This window comes from Psychrobacter halotolerans, from assembly GCF_039680845.1.
GTDB lineage: Bacteria > Pseudomonadota > Gammaproteobacteria > Pseudomonadales > Moraxellaceae > Psychrobacter.
This window is the reverse complement of record NZ_JBDKWD010000002.1, coordinates 23,378-38,904: the sequence shown is the minus strand read 5'-3', so window position 1 is coordinate 38,904 and position 15,527 is coordinate 23,378. Positions and strand designations below refer to the sequence as shown.

The following is a 15,527-nucleotide window of genomic DNA, read 5'->3' as shown; positions in this document are numbered from 1 at the left end:
ATAAATACTGCTCTTACAGATACGACCTCATGTATTAAGCGTTAGTTTGCATAATCCAATCAACCAAATCCGCAAAATGATCAAACGCTTCATTCGGGTTTAAATCGCGGATATCTTGCCCGTAGTTATAACCATAAGACAGACCAAGCGTATCCATGTTGGCGTTTTGACCTGCCAATATATCGTTTCTAGAATCGCCAATCATGATGGCTTTGTCAGGGGTAATACCGAGTTGAGTACAGACATGCAATAGTGGCATTGGATCGGGTTTTTTTGCGGACAAACTATCACCGCCCATCACTTCAGAGAACAGATCTTGCCAGCCAAATGTTTGCAAGATTTTTGGCACAAAGCGAATGGGCTTGTTGGTCACTAAGGCGAGTGTGTAGCCAGCGGCGTGTAGTTTTTTAAGGCCGCTATCGACATCAGGATAAGCGACGGTTTTGCTACCACCAATCTTAGTATAAGCATCAAAAAATAGCTGCTCGGCATGATCGGCTTCGGATTTGTTGAGATCACCTTCTGCCACGTCTACTTTGCCAACCAAAGCGCGCTCCACGAGCAACCGTGAACCATTACCTATCCAGTTGCGTATCGTGTCGATAGGGTAGGTGTCTTTGCCAAGCGCGGTCAGCATGGCGTTGGTCGCATCGGCCAAGTCGGGTACACTATCAATTAACGTACCATCGAAATCAAAAATCAAAAGTTGCTTATTGTTTATTGTCATTATTGGTTATCCATGTGATAAATGTCTTGAAGTAATATCTTGAAGCATTGATAAAGGCTTTTATCAACTTAACAAAGCACTAAGCTTTGAATCAGAGTAATGATTGTTAAGAAAAGCCAAGTGGTTAAATTTTTATATCTATCGTCTCGTAAAGATAAGGTTTTTAGCCATGAGTACATTGGTATTTTTTGCCGTGATTGGGGCGGCTGTTTTACACGCTGCGTGGAATGCTTTAGTCAAAAGTGGCGTTGATAAAAAAGTCAGTATGGGCGCTGTCATTCTAGGACACATGCCCATCGCATTGATGGTTCTATTCTTTGTTCCCATGCCAGCTTTTGAGAGTATGCCCTATCTAGCAGCAGGTATTTTACTGCATTTTGGTTATCAGTTGTTTTTAATGAAATCGTATGAAACGGGGGATCTTACGCAAGTCTATCCCATTGCCCGTGGCTCAGCGCCGTTGATTGTCGCCCTATTTTCTGTGACTATGCTGGGCGTTCAGCTCGATCTGATACAGATGCTGGCTATTCTTATTATAGGTGGTGGTATTATCAGTCTGGCTTTGGTCAGACAAGCAGATGGACAAAAAAACAATCAGGCCGCATTACTTGCCTTAACAACAGGCTTGTTCATTGCCAGCTATTCTTTGATTGATGGTTTAGGCGCTCGTATCTCAGGCACGTCATTAGGATTTTTTAGCTGTCTGGCGATCGGTAATGGCCTTCTGATGGGCATTTACTTATCACTTAGCTCAAGAACGGCTCTAAAAACCATAGCAACAAAAGGCCGCAGTGTGTTTCTGTTTGGTGGCAGCGCATCATTCATTGCTTATGCCATTGTCACATGGGCGTTTACCCAAGCCCCGATTGCACTGGTTACGGCTTTACGAGAAACCAGCATCGTTTTTGCTTTATTAATCGGTGTTTTCTTCCTAAAAGAGCGGCTTAACTTGGTAAAATTACTTTCAACTTTTACCACCTTAGTGGGTGCTGTGTTGCTACGTTTTGCTAAATAAAGGCAGTGCATTTACTCAATGTCTTTATAGCGCTCGCGATGGGCTTTTTTCATTTTTAGATAGTCTTTATTCTCACGGCATTCGTCCCATTTCACTTTAAAAATACGCGCCGATTCTGCCTTGATGGGATCTTCCGCTTGCCGTGGCAGCTCGTCGCGTCCGTGCGCGCCGCTTTGACCTTTTTTGTCATCGGGCACAGGTCCATCGTACTTTTTGCCGCCTTTGTGATTGGCATAGCGGCGCGCGCGAGTATAGCCCATCTGGATAAATTTACGCGCCATGTCGGCACCGACGAAATCATCGTCGGCCAGATAATCCAAAAACATCTGATAAATCGTCTCGCTGCTCTCTTTGGCGATATCAGGCGTGGCAAAGCGCCAGTGTGGCAGTATCTCAGATTTATAAGGTTCGACCAATAACACGCCTTGCTCGCCGCGCCCAACTCGATATAGCTCAGGCTGTGCGCGTAAGTCCAGAGTCTTATAGTCCAAATCGTAATCAAACTCTCTCATAACGCTACCTGCTATTATTATGTTTGTTGAGTATACTGAGCAGAGTAGTTGTAAAAACAGAGCAAAAATGTTGTTGAGCTGTGACAGTCGCAAGGTTACAGACAGGGCATAACGATTTATAGTCATTGAAACGTAATATCGATACATTATGCACTGCTAATATCAATTTTTGTAGCCTCTGTCTGCGCACACGCAGCAAGCAAGAAAATTGATATTAGCAGTGCCGTAGCGCTTTTATTATTTTTTAACTATATTATAAAATACTTAAAACGCGCTAGCATCTTCCATGATTAGGAACCCAATCATCATGCATAAAATAGTGACCTATTGTTCGTCTTATATGATGTCGTCAAGAATTGCTGTTACTTTGTCAGCAATGCTCACGGTAGGCGTCCTAGCGACGCCAGTTGCCTATGGTGCGTGGTTCGAAAATTTAGTACCGCAAGGCGAGACTTATACGGTCAGAGAAATAGATCGGGACTTGGCGTTCGTCATCGACGGATTTATTTATGATGCGCGCACTTCTTGCTTTTTAGCAGTGGACGATCGGGTGGTGTTTTTTGAAGGGCGGCACGGCATTGATTACCGCGCGACGATTTATGACTTGGATTCGCGTGAGCGTTGTGAAGTCTTATTGCGAAGACGCTTATAAGAAGTACGCCATAAAAACATTCAGCCATAAAAAAACCCTCAAATATCACTATTTGAGGGTTTTTAGAATCTAGTAACGAATGGTGGCTCGAGGCAGGATCGAACTGCCGACACACGGATTTTCAATCCGTTGCTCTACCTACTGAGCTATCGAGCCGTCTTCGTTGAGGTCGCTATTAAACTAAATATACGCGTTGCTGTCAAGCTATTTTCGCATTATATATAATAAAAGAGCAAAAATAAGCAAATTTCGATGAAATTAAAGGTTTTTACACCGTATTTACTCTTTTACGCGCAGTAGCTCATATTCGCTCATGATACGGTGAATATCAGCATCCGCAGGGACAAACTCACGCACGCCTTTTTTAACCTCGGCATCATAGACCAGTTTAATGAACTTGGCATCGATGGCGCGTTTGCGGTTTTCTGGATGCACGGTGAGATATTGCAAACGCTTGGCATTGGTTTGTCCATCATCGAAACAGGCCACCGCCGCGATGGGTTTGTCATTAAACATACCAACATAGAGACATTGACCACGCTGAAACCCTTTTTCAACGAGACTCAATACGTCTGCGCCATCAGGCTGTGTATCATCGTTATCATACAAGGCGTGTAAACGTTCCGATAGCTCATTTTCACGAGTTGGCTTTTTAATCAGTGGGGCATCCAGACTATTGATGGCGAAGGCTTCTAAAGGCATGGCAAATCCTATAAATAGACGGTTTTTATATGATATGGAAGGTGATATGGTCAATCTATTTTAAAAAGAGTACGGTTCTACTGGGATGAATGTTGTGACACCTCTGTCAGCTTGCGAACAGCCAGTGAGGAAGTTTTATACCAGTAGAACACTAGGTTCGTATATACCCTTTTCACCTTAGATTGACTACTTAGCGTGACATCAACGTATCGGTCATGATTGATTAAACTGAAGTCACTATTTTAGCAGATTGCCATAAATTTGTGCGCGGTTTGCGGCTTGGTCGTGGCAGTAAATGTTAGGGTTTGCTATGATGAGGACAGACAATCACGCCTATGCTAAAAACCCAATTTATTGATAGAGAGTAGCCATGACCGCCAATTCGACGCCCGCCAATGCCACTGAGCAGATCCCCTCATCAAGTGCCAACCTATATGGCCGCGCCGCTCGTACCGCGACGGTTGAGCGCAATACGGCTGAGACGCAAATCACTTGTACCATCAATCTCGATGGCACTGGTCAAGGCGTGGTGGATACAGGCGTCCCGTTTTTGGATCATATGATCGATCAGATTAAGCGTCACGGTTTGTTTGACTTGGACATCAAGTGTACGGGCGATACCTTTATCGACGATCATCACAGTGTTGAAGACACGGGCATTACGCTGGGACAAGCCTTTAATAAAGCGCTTGGCGATAAAAAAGGCATCCGTCGTTACGGGCATTTTTATGCGCCGCTTGATGAGTCGCTGACCCGTGCGGTCGTTGATCTTTCAGGACGTCCTGGTCTGCATATGGACATTCCGTTCACGCGCTCGCATGTGGGCAGTTTCGATGTCGATTTATTCAGCGAGTTCTTTTATGGTTTCGTCAATCATTCATGGATGACCGTGCATTTGGACAATTTAAAAGGCAAAAACAGCCATCACCAAATTGAGTCAGCGTTTAAAGCCTTTGCGCGCGCCCTGCGTATGGCGTGTGAATACGATGAGCGCGCACTGAATACCTTACCATCGACCAAAGAGGCATTCTAAAGTGCATTTAAGGCGCTGCTACGGTGTCAGTCAAGCTTGGCGTACTAGTTGTACAGCCTGCACTTGGCTTCCTTGTAGCAGAACCTTATCTACACCTTAGTAATAGCCAATATAGTCAGTGAAAAATAATATCGATACATCACGCACTGCTGATATCAATTTTTCTTGCTTGCTGTGCCTGCGCAGACAGAGGCTACGAAAAACTGATATCAGCAATACCGTAGCGTTTTTAGGCTATTTTGACTATAGTATAAATATTTAAAAATGAGAGCCAGTTAATGACCAAAGTAGCACTATTAGATTATGGCATGGGCAATCTACACTCGGTTGGCAAGGCGTTATCCAACGTTGGCGCCGATGTGTCGATTACCAATGACCCAAAAGTGGTGGCGGCGGCAGATAAGATCGTCTTTCCAGGCGTCGGTGCCATGCGCGATTGTATCGCTGGTATGCACGAGGCTGGTATTGATGAGGTTGTCAGACAGGCGATATTTAACAAGCCAGTGATGGCCATCTGCGTCGGTATGCAAGCGTTGTTTGAGCAATCCACTGAGAATGGCGGCACGGATTGTCTTGGTATTTTAAAAGGTCAGGTAAAAGCGTTCGATCCGACATGGACAGATCAGCAAGGTGCAACCATCAAAGTACCGCACATGGGCTGGAATACCATCAGCGGCATGGATGTTGAGCATCCGTTGTGGCAAGGTATTGAAGACAACGCGCATTTTTATTTTGTGCACAGCTATTACTGTGAGCCTACCAATCACTCGCAAGTGGCCGCCGTTTGTGATTATGGTCAGCCATTTTGTGCCAGTATCATGCAAGACAACTTGTTTGCCACCCAGTTCCATCCTGAAAAAAGCCACACCGCTGGTTTGCAGTTGTTAAAAAACTTTGTTGAGTGGAACATCTAAACGAAGGCGAATGAAACTTTGATGTAATGATGGGGTAGGTTGAGTTAAGTCATTTATAATCTGAGCGAGGAGAGTAAAGCACTGCTTTGCCCTTGCGCGAAAGAGTTTGCATGGTCGCAAACTCTTTTTTATTTTTAGCCGGTATTTTTGCTATATTGTCAGCTCTTTTCTAATTGCTTATATTTGGAATACTCTAGTGGACTTTACCGCTTTTAAAATCAATATTATTGAAGTAACTGGCCTTGCCAAAGATGCCTTACATATCTACGTTGGCGTCGGTGTTTATCTGCTTTGTCTCCTTGCGCTACGTCCTATCATCAAAAGCCAAAGCATTAGATCGTTCATCGCTTTAATCGTCGTGACTGGCATTGCATTGTTGGGTGAGTATTTAGACAATCGAAATACGCTTGAAGCGTCAGGCTTGATTGGGTTAAGCGATGATCAGATCATCGCGAGTATCCGTGATTTGATTAATACTTGTTTGCTACCGTATGTGCTTTTTGCGCTTAAGAAGTGGACGACTATATTTCGACCAACCATCAAATCTACCTCGTTGACCAGACGTCATAAAAAAGCGGACTATTAATCGGTCCGCTTTTATTGCTATAGCTAAAGGTTTTTACTTGGCTTCTAAAACAGCCCTTACCTAACTGACTCTCTTCATTTAAATGCTTAGCAACTTATTAACCCACATTTACAAAGCTTACGAAATATAAAATTTCCTGCCTATTTAACGCTTACTCAGTTTGCTATCTTAAAATTAAAGGGTAGCGATGTAGACGTGACACATAATCGATTCAACTTAAAGCCGAAACAAGGCTACTGGTATGGATTTTGCGCAGCATCACTTAGTTGGCTATCCTTTCACTATAACGAATACCGTTTCTAAAAGTTAGAGTAACGCGGAAAACATGGGCGAGCACTACACTAAGTAGGCTTAGCAAGTTTGACAAAGTTAATCGACTTTTCAGGAAGTGGGATAATAATAAATAGGAAGCACTATGAATATTCAAGACATACTAGACAATGCCAAAGACACCTTAGGTTTAGAGCCACAAGAAACCGAGACAGGGATTTATATTCCGTCCAAGTCATCACTAAAATTGGCAGCACCAAATAAAACCAACTACGATCATACCGAGTACGACACGCCGTATACAGGCAACAAAAAAATCCTCATGGTCTGCACCGAGCAGCAATACATGACCATGGAAAACGGTAAAAAGTTCGATACGGGTAACCATCCGGTTGAGATGATGGTGCCTTTGTTGCATTTTAAAAAAGCAGGCTTCGATGTAGATATCTTTTCGCCAACAGGGCAGTCTGTCCAAGTTGAGCAATGGGCGATGCCAGAAGACGATGAGGACGTCAAACAAATATACGCCGAGTATCAATCAAAGCTTGAGAATCCAAACAGTATCGCGGATTTCGTCAAAAACGATATGGCCGAGAGTAATGACTATGCCGCGATATTTATCCCCGGTGGTCATGGTGCGATGCTTGGTTTGCCGGAAGACAAGAGCCTTGGCGAACTGCTCCGTTGGAGTCATGACAAAGACTTATTTGTCTTAGCGATTTGCCACGGACCTGCGGCTTTGTTGGCGGCTGACTTAAGCAGCGTTGATACAGCAAATAAGGACGCTAACTCCGAGCGTGACTTTATTTTCAAAGGCTACGAGATAGTTGCGTTTCCAACCGCCATGGATAAGCAAATGCCAAAAATCGGCTATTTGCCCGGCACGATGCCGTGGTACTTTGGCGATAAGTTAGAAGCGCTAGGCGTCACTATTGATAACAAACTAGCGACAGGACACACGCATCAAGATAGAAAGCTCATCTCAGGAGATGGCCCTTTAGCCGCCAATGAGTTTGGTAAGCTTAGCGCTAATGAGCTATTAAAAGCACTTAACTAAAATAAAAGTAGTCATCTCAAAGTATAAAAAAACGGACTCTTAATCAGTCCGTTTTTTATTTTTATAGCCAATGATTTTTACTTGGCGTCATCATAAAGCGCGCGTACTACTTCTCCAATCACTTTAATACCATCAGTCAGCGTTTGCTCATCAGCGGCGATACTCATACGAATGCACTCGTGCGCGTGCTGGTAGTCCGTAACATCGACGCCGGGGAAGAAGTACTCGCTTGGCACGATAAGCGTACCTTTTCCTTTTAGACGCTCGTACAGCTCACGCGTGCTAATCGGCAAGTCTTTAAACCACAACCAAAAGAATATCGCGCCTTCAGGCTTATGAATCATCAATGGATAATCGCCCAATGCTTCTTTTAGCAACTTCACAGCAAGTTTCGCCTGTTTTTGATAAAACGGTTTAATCTCATTATCAGATAGCTGCTTGATACGATCATTTGCGACTAATGGCGTAGCAATCGCAGCGCCAAAACGTGTCGGTGCTAGATTGACCACCGCATTCATCGCGCTAACCGCTTCAATTACTTTGGCATCAGCCACGATAATACCGGTACGCATACCGGGTAGGCCGATCTTTGACAGGCTAAAGCAAAGAATCGTATTGTCATCCCACGTCAGATGCGCATCAGAGTAAATGATATTAGGGAAGGGCATACCGTAGGCGTTATCGATAATCAGTGGCACGTCATAGCGTTTGGCAATCTCGGCCAAATGCGCCATTTCGTCATCGGTTAACACGTTACCCGTTGGGTTGGTCGGGCGTGAGCAACAAATTGCGCCAATACGACCTTCCTTTAACGCTGGCAAGTTCTCTAATGCATCAAAGTCCACGCGATATTTAAAGAAGCCTTCCTCACCATCGTGCGTCACTTCATCAATATGTGGCAATACCGCCGCGAAGTGTTGCCCTTCCACATGCACATCACTATAGCCAATATATTCAGGGGTCAGAGGTAGCAAAATCGATTTATCAACAGATTCGTTCTGCTCGTCTGTGAATGCACCGCCAAACAGATTAAACAGATAGAAAAACGCGTTTTGTGAGCCATTGGTCAGCGCGATGTTTTCTGCTGTCAGGTTCCAATCATAATGACGATTAAAGAAACCGACCAACGCATTGATAAAGCCTGCATCGCCTTGCGGATTGGAGTAATTTGCCATACTAATAATCGCGCTACTGTTGGCTTCACCTGTATCGTTATCAACGCCCAGCGACTTATACGTCTCTAAAAACAGCTCATTGACGGCCTCAATTTTGGCAGGATTACCGCCGCCCAGCATGTTGATCGGCTGATCGCTTTTTAGCGCATCGCCAAGATCGTCCATCAATTGTGAGATGCCAGTGGGCTGGGTAAATTTCTGACCAAACTTTGAAAATTTCATGCGGTTACCGTGAGTGTTTGAGGGGTTATTTGATGAATAAAGTTGGGCTAGTATAGCAAATGGTAGGGATAAGGTAAGCACGCAGTAGTGTTGATATTGGTTTATATGTCTAAACGATAAATGAATTAAAAAAACGCCAGCTAAATGAATAGAGAGCGTTTTGGTTTGAGGTTTTAGAGGAATGAAGGTTTTATAGCGGAAAGCTGTTTTACGCTCATAGTTGGTAGTCTATGAGGTACAGCATCTAAGTTATAGATTCAATCAGAGCTAAAAAGCATTGTTATAGTGACTATTGACAACTAAACTAAGAATGAATAAATGCAAGGTAAGTTAGATTTGAAAAACTTTTGAAGAGAGTGAAGCTGAGACGTAACTTACCAAATAAGATAATTTCTATCGTCATTCTCAACAATCTTGAATAGGTAATGAATTTAATATAACCTAACTGTTCCCTTCTGGGAAGATTATTGGGATGCGTATCGCAACCTGTTCTGACAATGTAAGAACTTCTGTCTGATTCCTGCAAGGATTCTGATAGTCCTAATGGTATTTATAGTATTTGTACTGTGACCACATGAGTTCCCAGAAGGAACCTAATAATACGATGCAAAATATGAGTAATTTACAAGCACTAAGAAGATGCGAAGATAGAGAAGACTTAGCTACTATTCTAGGCTATTCCCTCAAACAGTTTACAGCAATAATCTACGCTCAAAGTCCAAAAAATAAATATAATAGTTTCACTATTCCTAAAAAGACGGGAGGAAATAGAGATATATTAGCTCCTAAGAGTGATTTAAAACAGTTACAGCAAAAGCTTGCAACGCTTTTAAGTAATTGTTATGAGGAAATAGAATGCAAAAGACTAACTAAGCTACCAAAGCCTGTTTCAATTTTAAGTTTTTCTTCACATGGTTTTAGACGCAAAATAGGTAATGAACGGTCTTTAGAGAAATTTAATTTTGATATTTATAGTAATGCAAAGAGTCATATAAATAAGAAATACGTATTGAATTTAGATATTAAAGATTTTTTTAAAAGTATAACTTTTTCTCGTATTGTAGGCTACTTTGTAAAAAACAGAGATTTTCTTTTAGATGTGGATGTCGCAGTTACTATAGCTCAAATTGCGACGTATAGAGAGTTAGATGGTACAGAAGGGTATCTACCACAAGGTAGTCCTTTATCGCCTGTTATCAGTAATCTTATAGGTAATATTCTTGATATTAAAATCCTACGTCTAGCCAAAAAATATAAGCTAGATTATACAAGATATGCAGACGATATTACACTTTCTACGAACCTTAAAGACTTTCCATATCAAATTGCTGTACATCGACAAGATCGATGGATTGTAGGTTATCAACTAGAAAAGGTAATTACTTCTTCAAAATTCGAAATAAATAAGTCTAAGACGCGTCTGTATACTAAGAATGAAAGACAAGAAGTAACGTCTTTGTCCGTAAATGAGAAAGTGAATATAGGTAAGGATTACTATAGGTACACTAGAGCTATGGTGAATACATATTGTAGGACAGGGGTTTACTTTAAATCTTCTAAGCATAGAAGAAACGATATAGTAAGTGATAACTCATTGAATGGAATACTTAGTTTTATTTACTATATCAAACACGATAGAAGTCTAATAGAAGATAATAGTTATAATAAATATAGTGATATGAAGGGTATTCAAAAACTATATACAAAATTTTTATTCCATTATAATTTTATTTATCCATACATGACTACAGTAATAGGTGAAGGTTTTACTGACCCTCGCCATTTGAGAATTGCTTATAAAAATATTTATAATGTTAAAAAGGCGGATATAAAGTTTACTTACTTAGGTAATACTAAACGTTTTTCTTACTTTACTGGTATGAAAGGAGGGACAGGTCTATTAAATAAATTTTTAAACACATATCAGCTTATAGATAAATCAATAGTTACTAGCCAGTTCCCCTGCATCATTATTCTAGATGGTGACAAAGCAGGTAGCGATGTCGTTGAGATGGCTAGAAAGCTATTCAATAAAGATATAAAGAAGTTAAATATTCCAAAAGTTGAAGTAATGGAATTTTATCACGTTTATAATAATCTCTATATTTTACAGTTAGAAAAAAATATTGATATAGAAAAGCTATATAATGATGAGTTACTTCAAACCAAAATAGACCAGCGAACTTTTAAACCTTCTAATAACAAGACTGACCAAGCTAAATTCTATGGTAAAAAAGAATTTTTAGAGAAGGTGGTAGAACCTAATAGAAGCAAAATTGATTTTTCAGATTTTGAAGTTGTTTTTAGAACCTTGAAGTATATCCAAGCTTATCATTTTATATTTTATCAATCTGAAGTCACCACCATGCTTAAACTGACAGAAAATAATGTATTAAAAAACCCCAATTAAGGGGTTATTCTTTGTAAAACCAAAATCTAATACAATTAAATCATCGCCCGTACCCTAGCCATAATCCCGCGCCCAATCACCAATCTCACATAGATAACGGCAATCGCCAGCAGTAAGCCGATCAATGCCGCACCGCCAATACCCAAGCTCATCCACGGCACACTAAAGCGCAGATTAAACCATTGAGTGATTGCCGCCCACGCGCCCACGTTTGCGATAATAACCGCAAACACAGCCGCGCTAATACCCAGCACACTCAGCTCTAAAATATTGAGCAGATACAAGTCGCGTTTTTGCATACCAAGTAGTCGGAACGACGCGCTTTCTTTCATGCGATCTTGCGAGGTAGACAGCAACGAGCTGATTAATACCATCACGCCTGTGAGTAGAGCGAGTAGGGTAAACACATAGACAAGTCGGCTCATTTGTACCACTAGCTCTTGGATTTGCTGCGCGATTGCTGTGCCATCGATAGTCGTAACGGCTGGGAACTGGCGTACCAGCTTGCCTTGTATCTCTGGAATTTGCTCATCTGGCACATGCGCGGTGGCAAATTGAATTTGCGGTGCTGCTGCCAAGACCGATGGCTCAAACAAGAAGTAAAAATACGGACTTGGTCCTTGCTCAAAACGCGAGCGAATACTGGTAATCTGCCCGACGATTTCAATCCCTTGGATATTAAAACGCACTTGATCGCCCATACCGACATTGAGCAGATCAGCTGCCGTGTCTAAAACGGACATAGGGACGACGTCTTGAGTGGGATTTTGCTCGTTCTGGGTGTTCACAGGTGCATACAGCTGATTGTCTTCTACCGCATCAACGATGAATTCTGTATCCATAATCGTATCAGCATAGCTCAGATTAAACACACGCGTGGGATCATCGAAACCATCCGCAGGCTCAATGTCTTGTACGGGCACATCATTGGCCGTGACCACGCGCGAGCGAATCACTGGATAATAGCTCACTGGCGCGCCGATAAGGTTATTGATTTCCTCGTGCTGATCGCTTTGAATGTCGAGCAAAAACAGATTAGGCGCATCCTCAGGATAAGCGTTAATAAACTGAGCGTTGATACTGTGGTTAAGCGTGGTAATCAGGGTTAAGACGGCGACCGATAGCGACAAGGTCACAAAAAACAGCGCGGACTGATTGCCTTTACGCGCAAGATTATGAATCGCAATGCGCGGCATCCAGCCAATCGAAGCGCGCTTTGCAAGCTTGTTAAGTAGCCACAACCAACCTCGTGCCAACGCCCAAAATATCGCCACAAAGCTGATGAGTCCGAGCAGTATTTGCGCGCCGAGTATCCATGAGCCAACTTCATAAGCAAAAAACGCATACAGTCCGATTAGCATCAGTCCGTACCACAATATGGGCACACGTCGATACCAAGGCAGGTTTTGGTTTTGCGTGCTTGCGCCTTGATTGAGCAAAGTCGCAGGTTTGGTGGTACCCAGTGAACGTAAACCGCGCTGGGTAATCAGTAGCGTCAGCACTAAGGCAATGATGCTGGTTTTAATCGCACTGATAGGATTGATGGCTAATCCCACATCTGGTGGCAAGATTGCCATGAGGTACGGCTGACCCACTTTCAGTAACCCAAAACTGAGGACAATCGCTGCCACACAGGCGATGACAGCGGTGGTCACCAATAGCTGATAGTAACTACGTTTGAGTGAACTAAGTGGCTCACCGAGCGCCAAGCGAATCGCATTATTAGACTGCTGCTTGGTCACAAAGGCGGTGATGACGCCGTACATGGCAACCGCCGATAATAAAAGCACGGCGATGACGAGTAATTTTAAAAACATCAAGACATTGTCAGAGATGCGCGAGACAGACGTGTCCGCTGACTGAGCGTCAGACAGCTCAATGTCAGGATAATTGGTCAGTACTTGTGTGAGCTGATTGCGCTGCTGTTCAATCCATTCGGGCTCACCTGCCAGCTCGATGCGATAGTTGACGCGGCTACGTTGACCCAACAGATTGGTGGCGGCTAGCGCATCTTGTTGCATTAGGACGCGACCACCGAAGCCAAACGCGGTTAAGGGACGATCAGGCTCTTTGGTCAGCACATCACTGATGGTAAATTTCGCATCACCGATGGTAATACGATCACCGACATCAGCGTTTAAGCCGTTCAGGACTTCAGGCGCGACCACCACGCTATCGGCGTTGAGCTGTTGCCAAAGCGGTTTGCCTGATGCCAGTACCGCTTTTCCATAAAGCGGATAGCTAGGGGAGACCGCTTTGACGCGGGCAAGTAACGTCTGCTCATCGGTCACGACCATCGCACTAAACTGATAATCGAATACCTTTTGCGTATCAGTAACCGTGTCTACTTGCGTCAATACATCGCTTGGCCAGTCTTGCTGACTGTTCAGTATCAAATCGCCACCCACCAGCGCGCGCTGATTGTCATTGACATAGGTATCGACCGACTGCTGGATAGAATCGAGGGTCAAATAAGTAGCAAGCGATAGCGTCAGCGTTAATAAAAACAACACCGGATAGATCCAGCGTTGCCACCAGCTACGACTCAGGGCTTTTGAGCCTAAATGCTGTGCTAACACTCGGCTGATAATAGATTCAGAGGGAGTATCGGAAGACGTACTGTTTATCGAAGTACTATTCATGGACGACTGATCCGTTGAGGTTTTGGTCATTAAGATACAATCCGTCCATCGTGCATGGTAATAACGCGATCTGCCATATCAGCGAGAGCGGGATCATGGGTGACCACGACCAATGCTGAGCCCACTTGTTGGCGCAAGTCTAATAATAGTTGCATGACTTGATTGGCGTTTTGCTCATCCAAGTTACCCGTTGGCTCATCGGCAAAGACTATCTTTGGGTGCGAGACCAGCGCGCGCGCCACAGCCGTACGCTGCTGCTCACCGCCTGATAGTTGATTGGGCAAGCTGTCACGCCTGTGTCCCAAATCCACCGCGTCGATCAGCTCATCCACGCGCGCTTTATTCGGGCGTCTGGCAATATCCAGCGGAAAGGCAATGTTTTCTGCTACCGTCAGTGTCGGCAGCAAGTGAAACGATTGAAACACAAAACCCATCTCACGCTGACGGATGACGGCAAGTGCGTCTTCATCGAGTTTGCTTAAGGTTTGCTCGCCCAATGTAACAGAACCACTATCTGGATAATCGAGCGCGGCAAGCAGTCCCAATAGCGTTGACTTACCAGAGCCTGACTTACCCATGATCACCACGAACTCACCTGCATTAATATAGATGTCGACTGCTTTGATAATAGACAAAGTCTGCTCACCGACTTGCACGGTTTTGGTCAGTTGAGAGGCGCGAAGTAGGACGTTTGAATCAGAAGGAACGGTTGCCGCTGAACGTGTCGGAGTCATTATAGCGCCTCAATTGGCATGGTTTTTGGTTCAGGCTCATTAGCTGTGGTAGCCGTGCTTTGATTGGCGTCAGCAGGCTTTAACGCTTCAAGCTTAGGCGCTAACACAGGTAGGATGTTGTCATCGACGATGATGGTGTAGCCATCTTTGGTTGGGTGAATGGCATCGGCTTGATTTAAGTCAGGATTACCGCCTACGCCTTCTAAGAAAAAAGGAATGAGGGTCACATTCATATCTTCAGCAACGCGTGGATAAATCGCGGCAAAAGACTTCACATAATCAGAGCCCATATTGTCATAAATCTGCATACCGCCCAAAATTACTTCACTACCATTGTCTTGCAGGCGTTTGACGGCGGTACGAATGTTTTCCTCAACGGTCGCCACATCGATACCGCGAATGGCATCATTGGCACCAATGGTCAAAATCGTGATATCGGGTTTGGTCTGGAGCACCCAATCCAATCGGTTAACCAAGCCGGTACTGGTTTCGCCGCTTAATCCTGAATTAATCACTTTGGCGTTTTTATAGCCTTGCTCATGCAAGCGCGTTTCTAACTGTGCCGGATAGTTGTCATCATTGGCGACGCCCAGTCCTTCTGTCAAAGAGTCACCGAGCGCCAATACGGTCAAGGGTGCTTTTTGCTGCTCAATGGAAGGGCTGGTTGGCTCATTGTTAGATAGGGCATTAGGGCTTGTCACAGCGCTTTGCGTACTGGTAGTCTGGTTGGCGGTGTTTTGACTGTCATCTGCCATGTCCGTGTCAGGCTCTTTTTGACAACCGCTGATTGCCACGACCACGGCCAGTATAGCGACGGCAGGTAAACGCCGAGCAAAATAAAAAGGGACATTATTAAAAGGTACGTTCATCATGGTC

14 protein-coding genes and 1 tRNA gene are annotated in these 15,527 nt (G+C 43.7%); 7 read left to right on the top strand and 8 right to left on the bottom strand.

The annotated features are described in order from the left end of the window. Positions 1-34: 34 nt before the first annotated feature. Positions 35-727: a phosphoglycolate phosphatase gene (locus AAJP47_RS03890; protein WP_346716605.1), complete on the bottom strand. Its 693-nt coding sequence runs from the start codon at positions 725-727 to the stop codon at positions 35-37. Between the two features lie 169 nt (positions 728-896). Between AAJP47_RS03890 and AAJP47_RS03885 the strand changes: the two genes are divergently transcribed. Beyond that, positions 897-1,742, top strand: coding sequence for an EamA family transporter (locus tag AAJP47_RS03885; RefSeq protein WP_346716604.1), 846 nt, complete (start codon positions 897-899; stop codon positions 1,740-1,742). Positions 1,743-1,753: 11 nt separating this feature from the next. Here AAJP47_RS03885 and AAJP47_RS03880 read toward each other — a convergent pair whose 3' ends face one another. Beyond that, positions 1,754-2,254, bottom strand: coding sequence for a DUF4385 domain-containing protein (locus AAJP47_RS03880; RefSeq protein ID WP_346716603.1), 501 nt, complete (start codon positions 2,252-2,254; stop codon positions 1,754-1,756). A 307-nt stretch (positions 2,255-2,561) separates the two neighbouring features. On the opposite strand from AAJP47_RS03880, the gene AAJP47_RS03875 reads away from it, so the two are divergent. Further along, positions 2,562-2,906, top strand: coding sequence for a hypothetical protein (locus tag AAJP47_RS03875; protein ID WP_346716602.1), 345 nt, complete (start codon positions 2,562-2,564; stop codon positions 2,904-2,906). A gap of 80 nt (positions 2,907-2,986) precedes the next feature. Here AAJP47_RS03875 and AAJP47_RS03870 read toward each other — a convergent pair. Then, a tRNA-Phe gene (locus AAJP47_RS03870) sits at positions 2,987-3,062 on the bottom strand. A 123-nt stretch (positions 3,063-3,185) separates the two neighbouring features. Next, complete coding sequence (locus tag AAJP47_RS03865; protein ID WP_346716601.1) at positions 3,186-3,608, bottom strand: hypothetical protein; 423 nt, start codon at positions 3,606-3,608, stop codon at positions 3,186-3,188. 370 nt (positions 3,609-3,978) lie between these two features. Between AAJP47_RS03865 and hisB the strand changes: the two genes are divergently transcribed. The 4 genes from hisB to AAJP47_RS03845 all read left to right on the top strand — a co-directional run bounded on the left by hisB (position 3,979) and on the right by AAJP47_RS03845 (position 7,468). Beyond that, the gene (gene hisB / locus AAJP47_RS03860) at positions 3,979-4,641 is read left to right on the top strand and encodes an imidazoleglycerol-phosphate dehydratase HisB (protein WP_346716600.1); all 663 of its coding nucleotides are present in this window, start codon (positions 3,979-3,981) and stop codon (positions 4,639-4,641) included. A 278-nt stretch (positions 4,642-4,919) separates the two neighbouring features. Further along, positions 4,920-5,555 carry an imidazole glycerol phosphate synthase subunit HisH gene (gene hisH, locus AAJP47_RS03855; protein WP_346716599.1) on the top strand — a complete coding sequence of 212 codons (636 nt, stop codon included), beginning with the start codon at positions 4,920-4,922 and terminating at the stop codon, positions 5,553-5,555. A gap of 196 nt (positions 5,556-5,751) precedes the next feature. Further along, positions 5,752-6,141 carry a hypothetical protein gene (locus tag AAJP47_RS03850; protein ID WP_346716598.1) on the top strand — a complete coding sequence of 130 codons (390 nt, stop codon included), beginning with the start codon at positions 5,752-5,754 and terminating at the stop codon, positions 6,139-6,141. 415 nt (positions 6,142-6,556) lie between these two features. Beyond that, the gene (locus AAJP47_RS03845) at positions 6,557-7,468 is read left to right on the top strand and encodes a DJ-1/PfpI family protein (protein WP_346716597.1); all 912 of its coding nucleotides are present in this window, start codon (positions 6,557-6,559) and stop codon (positions 7,466-7,468) included. A gap of 77 nt (positions 7,469-7,545) precedes the next feature. Here the strand turns inward: AAJP47_RS03845 and AAJP47_RS03840 are convergent, their stop codons facing one another. After that, complete coding sequence (locus tag AAJP47_RS03840; protein ID WP_346716596.1) at positions 7,546-8,865, bottom strand: valine--pyruvate transaminase; 1,320 nt, start codon at positions 8,863-8,865, stop codon at positions 7,546-7,548. A gap of 613 nt (positions 8,866-9,478) precedes the next feature. Here AAJP47_RS03840 and AAJP47_RS03835 point away from each other — a divergent pair. Continuing rightward, a complete protein-coding gene (locus AAJP47_RS03835; protein ID WP_346716595.1) occupies positions 9,479-11,275 on the top strand; it encodes a retron Ec67 family RNA-directed DNA polymerase/endonuclease in 1,797 nt (598 codons plus the stop codon). A gap of 35 nt (positions 11,276-11,310) precedes the next feature. Here AAJP47_RS03835 and AAJP47_RS03830 read toward each other — a convergent pair whose 3' ends face one another. From AAJP47_RS03830 to AAJP47_RS03820, 3 genes are read right to left on the bottom strand one after another with little or no spacing between them, the layout of a single operon-like run. Further along, on the bottom strand, positions 11,311-13,947 hold the full coding sequence (locus tag AAJP47_RS03830; protein ID WP_346716594.1) for an ABC transporter permease: 2,637 nt from the start codon (positions 13,945-13,947) through the stop codon (positions 11,311-11,313). Beyond that, positions 13,947-14,651 (bottom strand): ABC transporter ATP-binding protein, encoded by a 705-nt coding sequence (locus tag AAJP47_RS03825; protein ID WP_346716593.1) that lies wholly within the window; start codon positions 14,649-14,651, stop codon positions 13,947-13,949. Before AAJP47_RS03825 ends, AAJP47_RS03830 begins: the two co-directional genes overlap by 1 nt. After that, complete coding sequence (locus AAJP47_RS03820) at positions 14,651-15,523, bottom strand: arylesterase (RefSeq protein WP_346716592.1); 873 nt, start codon at positions 15,521-15,523, stop codon at positions 14,651-14,653. Before AAJP47_RS03820 ends, AAJP47_RS03825 begins: the two co-directional genes overlap by 1 nt. Positions 15,524-15,527: the final 4 nt, after the last annotated feature.

Coding starts and splice junctions, on each gene's coding strand:
- AAJP47_RS03835 (WP_346716595.1), top strand. CDS start 9,479: ATGAGTAATTTACAAGCACTAAGAAGATGCGAAGATAGAGAAGACTTA.
- AAJP47_RS03885 (WP_346716604.1), top strand. CDS start 897: ATGAGTACATTGGTATTTTTTGCCGTGATTGGGGCGGCTGTTTTACAC.
- AAJP47_RS03820 (WP_346716592.1), bottom strand. CDS start 15,523: ATGATGAACGTACCTTTTAATAATGTCCCTTTTTATTTTGCTCGGCGT.
- AAJP47_RS03845 (WP_346716597.1), top strand. CDS start 6,557: ATGAATATTCAAGACATACTAGACAATGCCAAAGACACCTTAGGTTTA.
- AAJP47_RS03830 (WP_346716594.1), bottom strand. CDS start 13,947: ATGACCAAAACCTCAACGGATCAGTCGTCCATGAATAGTACTTCGATA.
- AAJP47_RS03825 (WP_346716593.1), bottom strand. CDS start 14,651: ATGACTCCGACACGTTCAGCGGCAACCGTTCCTTCTGATTCAAACGTC.
- AAJP47_RS03890 (WP_346716605.1), bottom strand. CDS start 727: ATGACAATAAACAATAAGCAACTTTTGATTTTTGATTTCGATGGTACG.
- AAJP47_RS03840 (WP_346716596.1), bottom strand. CDS start 8,865: ATGAAATTTTCAAAGTTTGGTCAGAAATTTACCCAGCCCACTGGCATC.
- hisH (WP_346716599.1), top strand. CDS start 4,920: ATGACCAAAGTAGCACTATTAGATTATGGCATGGGCAATCTACACTCG.
- hisB (WP_346716600.1), top strand. CDS start 3,979: ATGACCGCCAATTCGACGCCCGCCAATGCCACTGAGCAGATCCCCTCA.
- AAJP47_RS03865 (WP_346716601.1), bottom strand. CDS start 3,608: ATGCCTTTAGAAGCCTTCGCCATCAATAGTCTGGATGCCCCACTGATT.
- AAJP47_RS03880 (WP_346716603.1), bottom strand. CDS start 2,254: ATGAGAGAGTTTGATTACGATTTGGACTATAAGACTCTGGACTTACGC.
- AAJP47_RS03875 (WP_346716602.1), top strand. CDS start 2,562: ATGCATAAAATAGTGACCTATTGTTCGTCTTATATGATGTCGTCAAGA.